Source organism: Aeromonas sp. PS2Canimalfood6, from assembly GCF_048276795.1.
Classification (GTDB): domain Bacteria; phylum Pseudomonadota; class Gammaproteobacteria; order Enterobacterales; family Aeromonadaceae; genus Aeromonas; species Aeromonas caviae.
Genome location: NZ_JBLUXC010000016.1, coordinates 65,282 through 80,360, shown reverse-complemented (window position 1 = coordinate 80,360; position 15,079 = coordinate 65,282). Strand labels below are relative to the sequence as shown.

General features: G+C 64.3%; 13 protein-coding genes. 8 read left to right on the top strand and 5 right to left on the bottom strand.

Going from position 1 to position 15,079, the window contains the following annotated elements:
• Nucleotides 1-135: 135 nt before the first annotated feature.
• On the top strand, nt 136-1,770 hold the full coding sequence (locus tag ACNPAA_RS09345) for a methyl-accepting chemotaxis protein (protein ID WP_417891709.1): 1,635 nt from the start codon (nt 136-138) through the stop codon (nt 1,768-1,770).
• Nucleotides 1,771-2,006: 236 nt separating this feature from the next.
• Here the strand turns inward: ACNPAA_RS09345 and ACNPAA_RS09340 are convergent, their stop codons facing one another.
• Entirely contained in the window at nt 2,007-3,740 is a 1,734-nt protein-coding gene (locus tag ACNPAA_RS09340; protein WP_417891708.1) for a formate--tetrahydrofolate ligase, read from the bottom strand.
• A 66-nt stretch (nt 3,741-3,806) separates the two neighbouring features.
• On the opposite strand from ACNPAA_RS09340, the gene ACNPAA_RS09335 reads away from it, so the two are divergent.
• Complete coding sequence (locus ACNPAA_RS09335) at nt 3,807-4,208, top strand: hypothetical protein (protein WP_010674174.1); 402 nt, start codon at nt 3,807-3,809, stop codon at nt 4,206-4,208.
• Between the two features lie 8 nt (nt 4,209-4,216).
• Here the strand turns inward: ACNPAA_RS09335 and ACNPAA_RS09330 are convergent, their stop codons facing one another.
• Nucleotides 4,217-5,119, bottom strand: a complete 903-nt coding sequence (locus tag ACNPAA_RS09330) for a LysR family transcriptional regulator (protein ID WP_039038856.1) — start codon at nt 5,117-5,119, stop codon at nt 4,217-4,219.
• A gap of 109 nt (nt 5,120-5,228) precedes the next feature.
• Between ACNPAA_RS09330 and ACNPAA_RS09325 the strand changes: the two genes are divergently transcribed.
• The 4 genes from ACNPAA_RS09325 (at nt 5,229) to ACNPAA_RS09310 (ending at nt 8,138) form a co-directional block, all read left to right on the top strand.
• The gene (locus tag ACNPAA_RS09325; RefSeq protein WP_053288582.1) at nt 5,229-5,789 is read left to right on the top strand and encodes a YceI family protein; all 561 of its coding nucleotides are present in this window, start codon (nt 5,229-5,231) and stop codon (nt 5,787-5,789) included.
• The gene (locus ACNPAA_RS09320; protein WP_417891707.1) at nt 5,789-6,523 is read left to right on the top strand and encodes a hypothetical protein; all 735 of its coding nucleotides are present in this window, start codon (nt 5,789-5,791) and stop codon (nt 6,521-6,523) included. The genes ACNPAA_RS09325 and ACNPAA_RS09320 overlap by 1 nt, the downstream gene beginning before the upstream one ends.
• Nucleotides 6,524-6,708: 185 nt before the next feature.
• The gene (locus tag ACNPAA_RS09315; protein ID WP_202043947.1) at nt 6,709-7,830 is read left to right on the top strand and encodes an adenosylhomocysteinase; all 1,122 of its coding nucleotides are present in this window, start codon (nt 6,709-6,711) and stop codon (nt 7,828-7,830) included.
• The gene (locus ACNPAA_RS09310) at nt 7,827-8,138 is read left to right on the top strand and encodes a SelT/SelW/SelH family protein (protein ID WP_010674179.1); all 312 of its coding nucleotides are present in this window, start codon (nt 7,827-7,829) and stop codon (nt 8,136-8,138) included. Before ACNPAA_RS09315 ends, ACNPAA_RS09310 begins: the two co-directional genes overlap by 4 nt.
• 63 nt (nt 8,139-8,201) lie before the next feature.
• On the opposite strand, the gene ACNPAA_RS09305 is transcribed toward ACNPAA_RS09310, so the two are convergent.
• The gene (locus ACNPAA_RS09305) at nt 8,202-9,926 is read right to left on the bottom strand and encodes a lysophospholipid acyltransferase family protein (RefSeq protein ID WP_417891706.1); all 1,725 of its coding nucleotides are present in this window, start codon (nt 9,924-9,926) and stop codon (nt 8,202-8,204) included.
• A gap of 105 nt (nt 9,927-10,031) precedes the next feature.
• Nucleotides 10,032-11,258 carry a peptidase T gene (gene pepT, locus ACNPAA_RS09300; protein ID WP_171864885.1) on the bottom strand — a complete coding sequence of 409 codons (1,227 nt, stop codon included), beginning with the start codon at nt 11,256-11,258 and terminating at the stop codon, nt 10,032-10,034.
• Nucleotides 11,259-12,283: 1,025 nt separating this feature from the next.
• Here pepT and speA point away from each other — a divergent pair.
• Nucleotides 12,284-14,185: a biosynthetic arginine decarboxylase gene (gene speA / locus ACNPAA_RS09295; RefSeq protein WP_042882536.1), complete on the top strand. Its 1,902-nt coding sequence runs from the start codon at nt 12,284-12,286 to the stop codon at nt 14,183-14,185.
• Between the two features lie 256 nt (nt 14,186-14,441).
• Nucleotides 14,442-14,630, top strand: coding sequence for a hypothetical protein (locus ACNPAA_RS09290; RefSeq protein WP_010674183.1), 189 nt, complete (start codon nt 14,442-14,444; stop codon nt 14,628-14,630).
• Nucleotides 14,631-14,674: 44 nt separating this feature from the next.
• On the opposite strand, the gene ACNPAA_RS09285 is transcribed toward ACNPAA_RS09290, so the two are convergent.
• Complete coding sequence (locus tag ACNPAA_RS09285) at nt 14,675-14,962, bottom strand: hypothetical protein (protein ID WP_049636330.1); 288 nt, start codon at nt 14,960-14,962, stop codon at nt 14,675-14,677.
• Nucleotides 14,963-15,079 lie beyond the last annotated feature (117 nt).

The following is a 15,079-nucleotide window of genomic DNA, read 5'->3' as shown; positions in this document are numbered from 1 at the left end:
TTAGCCTGTGGAGGCGTGGTGCAATCAGGCCGCCCGATGAAGCAGGAACCCGGTACTGCGCGAGCAGCTATCACCCAGTAATGGGAATCCCCCTCCTGTGACGCGAAGCGCTAAGGTGGGGAGGATGTCAAGACGATAGGCAAAAAACTTACCGCCGGCTTTGCCGTACTCGGCCTGATGATGGCCTTTATCGGCGGCTTCTCGCTGTTTGAATTCAGCAAGATGAACCGCGCCGCCATCGGCTTTACCGACAGTATCCTGCCCGCCGTCGTGCGCACCAGCACCCTCGGCGAGACCATCAATGCCCTGCGCCGCTACGAACTGGATGTCTTCCTGGTGGCGGACGATGCCCAGCAGAGGGCCCGCTATCGCAACGAGAGCGAGAAGAGCCTGCAAGAGGCTGCGCGCCAGATAGTGGCCCACGATGGCACCATCTGGGCGGAGGATCGGGAGGAGCGCCGCGCCTTTGACATCGTCAAGGCGGACTGGGAGCGATATGTCGCCCTGCACCAGCGCATCCGGCAGATGCAGGACTCGGGACAGATGGCCGAAGCCCAGCACCTCTTCATGGGGGAGGGGGTTACCCTCTATACCAATCTGACCAAGTCGGTGGGTGAGCTTATCCGCATCAACCACGGCTACTCCGTGGGCTCCCGTGCCGAGGTGGTGGACGCCTTTGACAGCGCCAAACTGAGCGTGACCCTGGCCCTGGTGATCGGCCTGGCCCTGGTTGTCGCCCTCTCGGTGGTGCTGACCCGCCAGATCCGCGACCCGCTCATCATGCTGGCCCGTCAGGCCCAGCGCATCGCGAGCGGGGATCTCGGTCGGGGCGAGCTGCAGGAGTGGGTCCGCGGCAACCGCTTCAACCGCGACGAGCTGGGTCAGCTGGGGTCGGCCATCGACCGGATGCAGGGGGCACTGGCAGAGCTGGTGAGTGAAATCTCCGGCTCGGTGAGCCAGCTCAGCAGCGCGGTAGAGGAGGTGAGCGCCATCTCCGAGCAGTCCGCCAAAGGCATGGCAAGCCAGCAGGGAGAGGTCTCTCAGGTCGCCACCGCCATGAACGAGATGCAGTCCACCGTCAATGAGGTGGCTCGCAACACCACGGACGCCATGGGGGCGGCCAAGCAGGCTTCCCGCACCTCCACCCAGGGCAACCAGGTAGTGCGCAGCGCCATCGGCAGCATAGAGCAGGTCTCCCGCCAGATAGAGCAGGCCGGGAGCGTGGTGCAGCAACTGGAGACCGACAGCGCCAGCATCAGCATGGTGCTGGACGTGATTCGCGGCATCGCCGAGCAGACCAACCTGCTGGCCCTCAACGCGGCCATCGAAGCGGCCCGGGCTGGCGAGCAGGGCCGTGGCTTTGCGGTGGTGGCGGACGAGGTGCGCAGTCTGGCCCAGCGCACCCAGGCGTCCACCGCCGAGATCAGCAAGATGATCGAGGTGTTGCAGGAGCGCACCGCCGAGGCGGGCAGCGCCATGCAGCTGAGCCGTCAGCAGATGCAGGAGAGCGTGGAGCTGGCGCGGGAAGCGGGGAGCAGCATCGACAGCATCAATGGCGCCGTCACCCAGATAACCGACATGAACACCCTGATCGCCACCGCCACCGAGCAGCAGAACGCGGTCACCGAGGAGCTCAATCGCAGCATCGTCAAGATCCACACCGCTGCCGACGAGAATGCCCAGGGGGCGCAGCAGACCGCCCAGGCCTGTGTCGAGCTGAGCAGGCTGGCCAATACCCTGCACCATATGACCCAGCGTTTCACCCTCTGAGTCTTGCTGCCACCCGGCACAGCGCAGAAGGCCCCGCCAATCGGCGGGGCCTTGTTGTTTCTGGCTGGACCTGGGCGCCGTCAGCTCAGGCCGACAATGTCGCCGTCATCGTTGATGTCGATATGGTGTTCAGGGACGGCAGACTGCCAGCCTGTACGTCAGCTCAGGCCGACAATGTCGCCGTCATCGTTGATGTCGATATGGTGTTCAGGGACGGCAGGCTGCCAGCCTGCGCGTCAGCTCAGGCCGACAATCTCCCCGTCATCGTCGATGTCGATATGGCGATAGGCCGGCAGACTGCCCAGGCCCGGCATGGTCATGATGGGGCCTGCCAGGGCATAGACGAAGCCTGCCCCCGCGCAGAGTTTCACCTCCTCGATGGGGACCTCGAAGTCCGTCGGCACGCCCTTCCTGGCCGGGTCATGGCTGATGGAGAGCGGCGTCTTGGCCATGCAGACGGGCAGGTGATCCTGGCCCTCTGCCGAGAGTCTGGCCAGTTGCTGGCGCGCCTTGTCCGAGAGGGTGACGCCCCGGCCACCATAGCCGCACTCCACCAGGGTGGCGAGCTTGGCGGCAAGGCTCATCTCATCGGGGTAGAGCAGCCTGACCTCACTGGGCTGCTTGCAGGCCGCCACCACGGCGTGAGCCAGATCCGCCGCGCCCGCGCCACCGTCAGTGAAGGCCCGGGAGAGGGCGACCCCACAGGCACCGGCCTGGCGCGCCGCCGCCTCCAGCAGGGCCAGCTCGGCGTCGCTGTCGGTGGGGAAGCGGTTGATGGCGACCACCACGGGCACCCCGTAACGGCGGGCGTTGTGAATATGCCAGGCGAGGTTGGCGCACCCCGCTGTCAGGGTGGGCAGATCTTCCCCTTGCAGGCTGGCCGGCAGCGGCTGGCCCGGCCGGATGTCGAGCAGGCCGCTGTTGGCCTTGAGGCCGCGCACCGTGGCCACCAGCACCACGCAGGCGGGGGTGAGGCCGGACTGGCGATACTTGATGTTGAAGAACTTCTCCAGCCCCATGTCGGAGCCAAAACCCGCCTCGGTCACCACATAGTCGGCAAGACCCAGCGCCATGCGATCGGCGATGACGGAGGAGTTGCCGTGGGCGATGTTGGCAAAGGGGCCGGCGTGGACCAGCACAGGGGTCTGCTCCGTGGTCTGCATCAGGGTGGGCTTGAGGGCGTCTTTGAGCAGCACCGTCATGGCCCCCGCCACTTCCAGCTGCTCGGCGGTGATGGGCTTGCCGCGCAGGTCGAGGGCGAGCTGGATGCGGCCGATACGCGCGCGCAAGTCCTTGAGATCCCTGGCCAGGGCCAGAATGGCCATCAGCTCGGAGGCGGCGGTGATGACGAAGCGATCGGGGCGCTCGACTCCATCGGCAGCGCCGCCCTGGCCGAGGGTGAGGTGGCGAAGCGCCCGGTCGTTCATGTCCAGGGTGCGGGGCCAGAGGATGTTGGCCGGGTCGATATCGAGCCGCGCCAGGCCGGTTCTGGCGCTGAACTGGTCACCGAGTTTGCGTTCATGGAACAGGCGGGCATCGAGGGCGGCAGAGGCCAGGTTGTGGGCGGCGGTGAGGGCGTGAAAATCCCCGGTGAGGTGCAGGTTCATCTCCTCCATCGGCACCACCTGGGCCATGCCGCCCCCGGCGGCGCCCCCCTTGACCCCGAAGACGGGGCCGAGGCTCGGTTGGCGAATGGTGGCGATGCTGGGCTGGCCGATGTGGTTGAGCCCCATGGAGAGGCCGATCGTGGTGACCGTCTTGCCCTCCCCAAGGGGGGTGGGCGTGATGGCGCTCACCAGCACCAGCTTGCCGGGCTCGCGGGCGGGGGCGTGATGGAGCAGCGCGAGGTCGAGTTTGCCCTTGTAATGGCCGTGGGGGTGGAGATGGGCGGCCGCTATGCCGAGCTGTGCTGCCACCTCGGCGATGGGCAGGCGGGGGGACTGGCGGGAGATCTCGATATCGCTTAGCATCAGCACCTCGTTGGCATGTCAGGTCAAATATGCGGCGAAGTCTAGAGGAATCAACAGGGTAATCCAATGAGCAATACTATTTTATCCGGCAGTCGTGAGCCCCATCAAAGCCCCATCCTGCTGGATCTCAACGCCCTCTATCACCCGCCCAAACGGCCCCTCACCGCCCTTGGCATCGTCAGCGCCTTCATTCCGCTTTTTGGTTACGGCTGGCAGGCGATGACCCAGGATCCCGAGACCCACTTTCGCCACGAGCTCGGCAAGCGCATCAACAAGCACAAGAGCGACGAGGCGAACCTCGCCCTGATGATGCAGTTGGCGGCTATGCTGGATTGCCACTGCCTGCACGTCACCCTGCCCTATGCGCTGGGGGAGGCCGAGCTCGCCGCCTTGCGCCAGCGTCTGCCACGCTGGCAGATGAGCCAGCAGGATCACCTGCTGGTGGCCGAGCTGATGCCCACCCCCTGAGCCCGGGCTCAGGTCTCCCTGTCCCAGTAGTGGGGCGCCAGATAGCGCTCCTGCACGAATTCGATGAAGCAGCGCACCTTGGCCGACACGAAACGGCGGTGCGGATAGAGGGCATAGAGCCCCACCTGTCCCTTCTCCCACTCCAGCAACAAGGGGACCAGCGCCCCCGAGCGCAGCGCATCCCCCACGATGAAGGTGGGCTGCAAGATGATGCCCTGGTGGTCGCAGGCGGCCCGGGTCAGGGCCACCCCGTTGTTGGCGCGAAGTGGCCCCTGGGGACGGATGCTGTGCTCCTCCCCATCCCGTTTGAAGACCCAGTCCGGCTGGGTCAGGGTGTAGATGAGGCAGTCGTGCTGCTTGAGATCCTCCGGGGTCTTCGGCCTGCCCCGGCGGGCCAGGTAGTCGGGGCTGGCGCACACCACCATCTTCATCATGGCGAGCGGCTTGGCCACCAGGGAGGAGTCCGGCAGGTTGCCGATGCGCAGGGCCAGATCGAACCCCTCCTCCACCAGGGCCACCCGCCGGTCGCTGTACTCAATCTCGAGCTTCAAGTCCGGGTAGCGCTCGCGAAACAGCGGCAGGGCGGGGGAGAGGTGCAGGTAGCCGAAATCCATGGGCACCGAGAGCTTGAGGGTGCCCTGGGGCTGCTGGTTGTTGTGGGTGAGCTGGCTGTGGGTCTCTTCCAGCTCCGCCAGCAGGGCCAGGGAGCGCTGGTAGTAGAACTGGCCCGCCTCGGTGGGATTGACCTGGCGGGTGGTGCGCGACAGCAGCCGGGTGGAGAGGGACTCCTCGAGCTGCTGCATCAGCTTGGAGGTCATGGCGACCGAGATCCCGAGCTGATGGGCGGCCTTGGTGAAGCTCTGGCACTCCACCACCTTGATGAAGGTGCGCATGGCGGCTATCTGATCCATATTCCACTCTCGGTTGATAATTATTTTAATAAATCGATGATTATCTATTCTCGATAGGAGGTTAGCATTTTGGACACCGTTGTGAACCCCCAATGAAGGAACGATCGGAATGAAAATGACCAAGGCCCTGCTGGCCTCCTGCCTGTTTATGGCGGCTCCCCTGATGGCTGCCGATTACGATGTCGATGCAGCGCACACCACAGTCCAGTTCAAGGTGGGCCACCTCGGCTTCTCCGAACTGGTCGGCCGGTTCAACACCTTCAGTGGCACCTTCAGCATGGACGACGCCAACCCGGCGGCGGCCAAGGCGAACTTCGAAATCGATGCCGCCAGCGTGGATTCCAACCACGAGGCCCGCGACAAGCACCTGCGCAGCCCCGACTTCCTGGACGTGAAGCAGTACCCCAAGATGACCTTCGTCAGCACCGGCTATGAAGGCACCAAGGACAAAGGCGTACTCAAGGGCACCCTGACCCTGCACGGCGTGTCCAAGGACGTGGCCTTCGACCTGGTCCACATCGGGGAAGGCAAGGATCCCTGGGGCGGCTACCGCAGCGGCTTCAACGCCACCACCACCATCAAGCGCAGCGAGTTCGGCGTGAACTACATGGTGCCGAACATCCCTGACGAGATGACCATCAACCTGTTCGTTGAAGGCGTGCGCAAGTAATGGGCGCAGCACTCCTGCTTCAAACCCTGGCGGCTCCTTTTGGGGCCGCTTTGCTGTCGTGGCGCTGGCCGCGGCTGGGCTATCTGTGGGGCGCCCTGGGGATCTGGCTGGTGGGTTGCCTGCTGGGCGGTGCCTATGGCCTGCCGGTCAAGGCGTGGCAGTGGCTGCCGCTGACCCTGCTGGTGCCCGCCCTGACCCAGGGGACCAACAAGGGGATCGCCCTCGCGCTGTTCGGGGGGCTGGGCGCCCTGGTGTGGTGGCAGGGGCTGGCCTCCGTGCTGGCGAGCGAGCCCGGGATCTGGCTGGCCCTGTTGCCCGCCATCCTCTGGTCTGGCTGGATGAGCTGGCGCGGTGACAGCGAGGAGGGGCTCGGCTTCGCCCTGGCCTTCATCTGGCTGGCGCTGGTCATCGGCATCGATGGCAGCCTGCTCATCGCCCAGCTGACGGGGGCCCTGGCCGCATTTGCCGGATTCCGTGCCCTGCTCGGCGCCTTTGCAGGGGTCAAGGTGACCCCGGCTGCCCTGGGGCTTTCACTCGCCTTCGTGCAGATGCTCGCCTGGCAGTACGTGGAAGTGCCCCTGCTGGTGCTGCTGCCGGTCTGGCTGTTGCCGCTGCTGGAACGTGCCCTGCACGGGCGCCCGGGACTCTCTCGCTGGGGGGTCTTGATCCTGGTGGCGGCCGTTGGTGCCGGAGTGAGTCTGTGGTGGGTATGGCCAGAGGCGTCACTTTACTGATTTCTGCATGAAAAACAGGCTATTACCTTAGAAATTGATGGGCTTGTCAAAGTCTGGACAGATAAAGATTGAGACCCATGGTGCTTTCGGATAAAAAGGATTTTCAATTATCTGGATACACACAGAACCCGGCTATGCCGGGTTCTGTTTGCCTGCTTTCCCGCGGCACGCTAAGGAGGCCACAGTTGCACAGTCAGGGATCTGAGCATCTGTTTTTTCGCCATTTCACCGAACAGGGATGTCTTGGGGATCTCTGCATCCTGCTGGTGACCCACCTGCTTCCCGACAGACCCGACTTCATCCAGGTGCTCGATCGGGTGGGCCGGGTCGGTGCCATCCTGCCCAAACCCAAGTCCGTGCACGGGCCGACGCTGGCCTGGGCCCAGCAGCACTACCCCGTGCTGCCCCTCAATCGCCACTGGACCTCGGATCCCGGTGAGGTGATCGTCCAGATTGCCCCCCTGGTGATGTCCCACGAGCGGCTCATCATCCTCGACATCGGCGGCTACTTCGCCAAGAGCCAGGCGGTACTGGCCGAGCACTTTGGCGCACGTTTCATCGGGGTGGTGGAGATGACCGAGAACGGCCATCAGCGCTACGAACAGGAGTCCCTGGCGGCCCCCGTCATCTCGGTGGCCCGCAGCCCCCTCAAGCAGGCGGAAGATATCCAGATCGGCCTGAGCGTGGTCTACTCCGCGGAGTCCCTCGCGCGTACCTTGAGGCGTACCTTCAACGTCTGCCAGGCCGCTCTGTTCGGCTATGGCAAGGTGGGGCGCAGCATCGCCCGGGAACTGCGCTGTCGCAACCTGCATCTGGAGCTGGTGGAGACGGATGCCCTGCGCCAGGTGGAGGCGCTCTCCCACGGCTTCAAGCTGGTGAACAAGGCCGAGGCCCTGGGCCGCGCCGAGCTGGTGATCTGCTCCACCGGCAACGGCTCCCTCGACATCACCGATCTGCAGGCCCTGCGCCCCGGCGCCATGCTGGCCTCGGTCACCTCCGCCGACGACGAATTCGCCTTCAGCCTCGCCCAGCTGCCCTGGCCGAGCGAGGAGGTGTGTCCCCATGTGCTGGCCCTGACCCGGCCGGACGGCAGCACCATCTTTTTGCTCAACCGGGGGGAGGCGGTCAACTTCGTCCACGGCGCCGTCATCGGCGAATATGTCTACCTGGTGCTGGCGGAGATCATCGAAGGTGTGCACCAACTGGCCCATCAGGCATCCACCCCGGGCCTTCACGAACTGCCCCAGGCCACCATGCAGCGCATCGCTCGCCACTGGTTGACCGATTTTCACGGAGTCACCCCATGACAGATACCCATTTGCCCCTCGCGAAACCGCGCATCGAAATCCGTTACTGCACCCTCTGCCGCTGGATGCTGCGAGCCGCCTGGCTCGCCCAGGAACTGCTCTCCACCTTCGACGGCGAACTGGGAGAGGTGGCCCTGGTGCCTGCCAGCAAGGGGGAGTTTCGCATCCTGGTGGACGGGGTGCTGGTGTGGGACAGGGTGGCCGACGAGGGCTTCCCCGAGGCCAAGGAGATCAAGCAGCGGGTGCGGGATGTCATCGCCCCGGAGCGGGATCTCGGCCATGCGGATCGCAAACCCGCAGCCGAGTAGGCGGCATCACCCATGATGTGAAAGAGGGAGGCGCAGGCCTCCCTCTTTCGTTGCGACGCCCGGTCAACGGTCGCCAGATGTGGCCAGCGCTTCCCCGGCGGGGAGGCCGATATAGCGGGCCCGCTTGTGGGGCTTGATGCGGCTCACGTCCACCCACACCAGGCCGTCGATGCAGTGGTTGAAGTCCGGGTCGATGCCAAAGTCCATGAACTGCACGCCCCCCGGCTCGCACAGCTCGGCGTACTGCTTGTAGAGGGTGGGAATGGCGCAGCCCAGGTTGTCGAGCCCGGCCTTGAGCACCTTGAGGTCGTCCCCGTAATCGCGCCCCTCGAACAGCGTCGGCGTGGCGGGATAGGGGCGGCGGGAAGGGGCGAGGGCAAGGGTGGGGGCGAAGTGCTGGCGATAGAAGCTCACCAGCAGATCCTTGGCCGCCGGCGGCAGGCTGCCGGAGAGGGTGACGGGCCCGAACAGGTAGCGGTATTGGGGATAGCGGGCCAGATAGGCCCCGATGCCGAACCAGAGGTAATCGAGCCCCCGCTTGCCCCAATAGGCGGGCTGGATGAAGCTGCGGCCAAGCTCGATGGCCTGTTCCAGCCGGGGCAGCAGCTTCTCTTCGAAGCCGAACAGGGTGTGGCTGTAGAGGCCATCCAGCCCCTTGCTGGCCAGCCGTTCGGCCACCGGGGCGAAACGGTAGGCGCCGATGATGTCGAGGCGGGCGGGATCCCAGAGGATGAGATGGTGATAGTCATCGTCGAAGGCATCGAGATCCCGCCGCTTGCCCGAGCCTTCCCCCACCGCCCGAAAGGCGATCTCCCGCAGGCGCCCCAGCTCACGCAGGATCACCGAGTGGCTCTGCTCGTGGCGGCGATAGAGCAGGATGCGCTGGCCGTCCGGGGTCTGGCCGAGCAGCTCGCACCCGTCGATGGCCTGTTTCAGCAGGCGGCGATCCTCCGGCAGGGCGATGGGGGCCTCGGTCTGCAACCGTCCCGCCTTGCCCCGAGCGATTCGGTAGAGGTGGCCGCGCACCAGCCGGGCCGCCGTCTTGGCCGGCAGGTCCTGAAAACTGGCGAGGGGAATGCGCGCCCCTATGGTCACCGGCAGCGTCTGCCCCTGCTGGCGAAACAGCTGGCGTACCAGCAGCAGGGCGGAGGCGGGCTTGTTGAGCCAGGAGGCGAGATAGAACCAGAGGCTGTTGCGCCCTCCCAGGTGAATGGGCACCAGGGGCGTTCGGCTGCGCTGGGCCAGCTTGATGAAGCCGGCCTGCCAGGGGCCATCCTTCACCCCCTTGGGGCCGAGGCGGGAGACCTCGCCTGCGGGGAAGATAACCAGGGCCCCGTCGGCGACGAGGTGTTCATTCATGGCGAGGATGGCCTGCCTGTTGGTCTTGCCCCCCAGGTTGTCCACCGGCAGCAGCAAAGGGCGCAGCGGCGCGAGCTGGGCCAGCACCTGGTTGGCCACTATCTTGACGTCGGGGCGGATGCGCCCGATGAGGCGCAGCAGGGCCAGTCCGTCCAGGGAGCCGATGGGGTGGTTGGCGACAAGAATGACCCGGCCGCTGGCGGGAATGTGCTCGAGCTCGGCCTCGCTCACCCGGTAGTCGAAGTGGAGCTCGGTGAGGGCCTGCTCGACGAAGTCCAGACCGCGCAGGTGGGGATGGCGCATGGCAAAGCGGGTGAAGGCCTCCTCGTGCAGCAACCAGCTCAGCCCCTGCCTCATCAGGGGACGGAGGAGGGGCTGGCTGGCGAGGTGGGGCAGGTGCTGCCCCAGCAGGGTATCGACGTCGAACATGGGCAAGGCTCCGCTGAACTTTGCCCCAGCTTGACGCCCCTGCGTGCCTTTCGTGTGTCGGTTGGGTGACGGTTTGATGACGGGGCGAACCCCGTCCTTGCCCCCTTACTCAGCCCGCCAGGCAGAGGTGAGGCGCACCAGCGCCACCAGGGTGGCGACCGCTTTTTCCATGGATTGCAGGGGGATGAACTCGTGCTTGCCGTGGAAGTTGTGGCCGCCGGTGAACAGGTTCGGGCAGGGCAGCCCCATGAAGGAGAGCCGGGCGCCGTCGGTGCCGCCGCGAATGGGTTTGATCTTGGGCACCACGTCGGCGGCCTCCATGGCGGCTTTGGCCAGCTCGACGATGTGGGGATGGGGCGCTATCTGGCTGCGCATGTTGCGGTAGTTGTCCGCTATCTCCAGGGTGATGCGCGCCCTGGGAGCGTCCAGCTGCAGGGAGGCGACCCGCTCCTTGAGCTGGGCCTTGCGGGCGGCGAAGCAGTCATCGTCGAAGTCGCGGATGAGGTAGTGCAGGGTGGTCTCCTCCACCGTACCTTCCATCCGGGCCAGGTGGAAGAAGCCCTCATACCCCTGGGTGCACTCCGGGGTCTGCTCGGCGGGCATGGCGGCATGGAAGCGGGCGGCCAGGGTCTGGCTGTTGATCATGCTGCCCTTGGCGGTGCCGGGGTGGACGTTGTTGCCTGTGATGCGCACCGTGGCGCTGGCGGCGTTGAAGTTCTCGCATTCGAGCTCGCCGAGCTCGCCGCCATCCACCGTGTAGGCCCACTTGGCCGGGAAGCGCTCCAGCGGGAAGCGGTCGGCACCGCGCCCTATCTCCTCGTCCGGGGTAAAGCCGACCCAGACATCGCCACGGGGGATCTCGGGGTGAGCCTGCAGGTATTCCACGGCGGTGAGGATCTCGGCGATGCCCGCCTTGTCGTCGGCCCCCAGCAGGGTGGTGCCGTCGGTGGTGATGAGATCCTGCCCCAGGTAGTTTTTCAGGAAGCGGTACTGGCGGATGGCCAGCACCTCGTCCCCTTTGCCAAGGCAGATATCGCCCCCCTGATAGTTCTCGACTATCTGGGGAACGACGCACTCGGCCTCGTAATCGGCGGTGTCCATGTGGGCGATGAGCCCGATGGCGGGGGCATCCGGCTGGTTGCCCGGCAGGCAGGCGGTGAGGTAGCCATGCTCGTCCAGGGTGACCTGGCTCAGCCCCATCTGCGTCATTTCGTCGCACAGGGCCCGGGCGAAGAGGCGCTGTCCCTCGCTGCTGGGGCAGGCAGGATTGGTCGCATCGGAGCGGGTATGAAAGGTGAGGTAGTGGAGAAAGCGCGAAAGCAGGGTGTTCATGGGCAAGCCTCGGGTCACGAAAGAGGAGTCATTGTGGCCAAGACGGCGGCGCCGCTTATTGCGTCAGCGCAGTTTTTGATGATTTTGTGGGAGAGAGGAGGGCCATCGAAGGGGAGGGGCGGGGATCATTGCTCGGCAGCTTGCATAAAAATTCCAAAATAAAAACTGGTTAAGCAATTGCGAAAAAGCTGAATTTCCCCTCGGCCCAGCGCTGGCAAGGGGTGACCCAAAAAGCGTGACGTGTTGGTTATTTTCATCGCCTCGCCCACGCACTCCCATCCCCCGCCATCCCAGAGCCCGCCTTGCTGGCAGCGAGATTTTGCCCCCTGATGAAAACCCGTTTTTTAACACGATTTTTTATTGTCACTGGCTGCGGTAAGTGTGTACACTCCGCGCCGATCCGAGGGCAACCCTGCGCAGGCCGTGTCCGCCAGACCCGCAGGATCATGACGCCTATAGGGCGAGGCACGCAGAAACGACAGACACTGCTGGGGAATGGTTTCTTTAATACCGGTTAGGCTCCGGTATCAGGGAGAACAACGGACTCTCATCTTTCAGCTGACCGAGTGGGCTTCGGGCTCATCATCTCCCTTGTCATGGGCGGTCACTGGCGTTGAACGGGTCGTAGTGGTTGTCGTCCATCAACACGATGCGTGCTGACGTCTTCCCTTCTCTTCCTTGAAACCCTCTCCTGTCCGTCGGGATGGCTGCCGAATGATGAACAAACGGCGTGGCTGATGCCGATTGTCATCAAAGTACCGCGGTACGCCGGCAAGGTGTTACCGCATACCGTTGAGCTTGATGTAAAGCCACCAGCCCCACATCAAGACTCGTTACTTCCCAAGATCCACCAGGCAGCCTTGGCTTGCCGCGATGTGCAATGAACAGGATGTGGCGGAGCATGCTCCGTTGCGGGTCCAACGTCAGCAGGCCGCTCTGGCTTGCCGCATTTTGCAATCAATGGTCTGGATGTGATTGAGGGTAACGAAGGCGGCCCACGGCCGCTCATTTGCGAGGCATAGCCCATGACTAACTGGTCCAGCAAGGACTCCTTGAAGGTCTACAACGTTCCCTACTGGGGTGCGGGTTTTTTCAATATCAATGACGCCGGTCATGTGACCGTCTCTCCCGACAAGTCTCGCCCCGAGGCTCAGATCGTGCTGTCCGAGGCCATCGAGCAACTGCGCCAGTCCGGGCTGACCACGCCGGTGTTGCTGCGTTTCCCCGACATCCTCAAGAGCCGGGTCGATGCGCTGTTCAACGCCTTCGGTCAGGCCATCGAAAAGTCAGGCTATGAAGGGGATTACCTGTGCGTTTACCCGATCAAGGTAAACCAGCAGCGCCGCGTCATCGAGACCATCAGTCAGTCCTACAGCGACAAGCCGAGGCTTGGGCTGGAAGCGGGCTCCAAGCCCGAGTTGCTGGCCGTGCTGTCCCATCATCATGAGCAAGGGTCCGTGATCGTCTGCAACGGTTACAAGGACCGCGAATACATCCGCCACGCCCTCCTGGGCAACCTGATGGGCCACAAGGTCTACATCGTGGTGGAGAAGCCCTCCGAGCTGGAAATGGTGCTCGACGAGTCAGCTCGTCTCAACATCAAGCCCAACATCGGGGTGCGCGCCCGTCTGGCGTCCACCGGCTCCGGCATGTGGGAATCGAGCGGCGGTTCCATGTCCAAGTTCGGTCTCTCCGCCTCCCAGATCCTGGCGCTGGTGGAGCGTCTGCGCAGCCTCGGCAAGCTGGACTGCCTGCAACTGCTGCACTTCCACCTGGGCTCCCAGATCGCCAACATCCGCGACATCCAGGGCGGCATCCGCGAGTGCGGCCGCTTCTACGCCGAGCTGTGCCGTCTTGGCGCCAAGGTCGAGGTGGTGGACGTGGGCGGCGGCCTGGGTGTGGACTACGAGGGCACCCGTTCCCAGAGCCACTGCTCCGCGAACTACAGCCTCTCCGAGTACGCCAACAACGTGGTCTGGGGCATCGGCGATGTGTGCCGCGAGTTCGACCTGCCGCACCCGACCATCATCAGCGAGTCCGGCCGTGCCCTGACTGCACACCACGCCGTGCTGGTCACCAACATCATTGGTGCCGAAGGGGTGGAGGTGAACGACATCAGCGCCCCGGACGAAGACGCGCCCACCATCTTGCAGAACATGTGGAAAGGCTGGCTGGACCTGCGCGGGGAAGATCCCTCCCTGCTGGAGATCTTCCACGACTCCGTGGCGGATCTCGGTGACGTCAACGCCCAGTACACCATGGGCCTCTTGAACCTTGAGCAACGCGCCTGGGCCGAGATGCTGCACCAGAACACCTGTCTGGCGCTCAAGGAGCTGCTGAACCCAGTCAACCGCAACCACCGCGCCCTGGCCGACGAGCTCTCCGAGAAACTGGCGGACAAGTGCTTTGCCAACTTCTCCCTGTTCCAGTCCCTGCCGGATGCCTGGGGTATCGGTCAGGTGTTCCCGGTGATGCCGCTGGCCGGCCTCGAGCGTCCGCTCACCCGCCGCGGCATCCTGATGGACATCACCTGTGACTCCGACGGTCAGGTGGAGCACTACGTCGACGGTCTGGGGGTGGAAAGCACCCTGCCGATGCCGGTCTACGGTGAGCACGAAGAGTGCCATGTCGGCTTCTTCCTGGTGGGTGCCTATCAGGAGATCCTGGGGGATCTGCACAACCTGTTCGGTGACACCCACTGCGCGGAAGTGTGGCTGGATGAAGAAGGCAAGATGGACATCCGCAACGTGGTGCGTGGCGACACCGTCGACCAGCTGCTGCGTTACGTCAACATCGACCCGTCCGTGATCCGCGAGAACTACCAGCGCATCGTCTCCCACCCGGCGCTGGACGACGAGACCCGCAAGGCCCTGCTCGACGAGCTGGAGCTGGGTCTGCAAGGCTACGCCTACCTGGAAGACGAATAAGCCAGCGGCTTGTTCCCCGTCGGTCAAATGACGGACATGACAAACGGCGCCTTCGGGCGCCGTTTTTGTTGCGCTGTTGCCTGGCTGGGGCCGGTTGGCGGGCTCTGTCATCCAGGCTGGCGGCATCCCGCCCCGGCCAGATCCGGCCACTGCCCGCTTTTGCCCGCCACCTCCCTTGATCCAGGTCAAGGGGGACTTAGGTCCCTTATTTTACGGTCAAGAGTGATGTTGGTGAATGACACATAAGGATGTGCGTATGGAACTCAAGAGGGACCCGAGATGCTATACCGACGTCTGTATCGACGGTAAGTGGTATCACTACGATCACTGCAGCACTCACGTTTATATGCTGATGGGGGGCGCCGCCCCCAGCCTGCAGCTTGCCCATGAACCCGGCAGTGAAGAGGAGCTGGTGGAGATGCTCCGCCAGCACCCCCAACGCTGACTGCCTGCGGGCCATCGGGGTATCGTCCCGGCGGCCCGCCTTGTTCAGCCCGCCTTGCGGCCCAGGATCTTATTGCCCATCTCCAGCAAGGCCGTTGCCGCCGCATAGGCCTCGTCTGACTTGCCTATCTCGTCCGCCACGTAGAGAAAACCGGATCTGTACTTCTCCACCGCCTCGCGGGGAGTGGCCGCGTCGATGAAATCCTCTTCCACCTCGAATCCTTGCGTCAGCAGCGCCTCCTTCTCCGTGAGGAAGGTGGGGGAGGCCATGTCGACATAGGTATATTGCTGACGGCGGGAGGCGGGGACGCTGAAGAACTGGTATCTGGCCATGGATGTGGCTCCTCTGAACGGGTGATCTGCCATGGGGGGCGCTCGATGCGCCCGGCAAAATAAAGGAGCATTCGAGTCTTGCAGCAGACTACCTTGAGTCGTGAAGGGACGCAATCG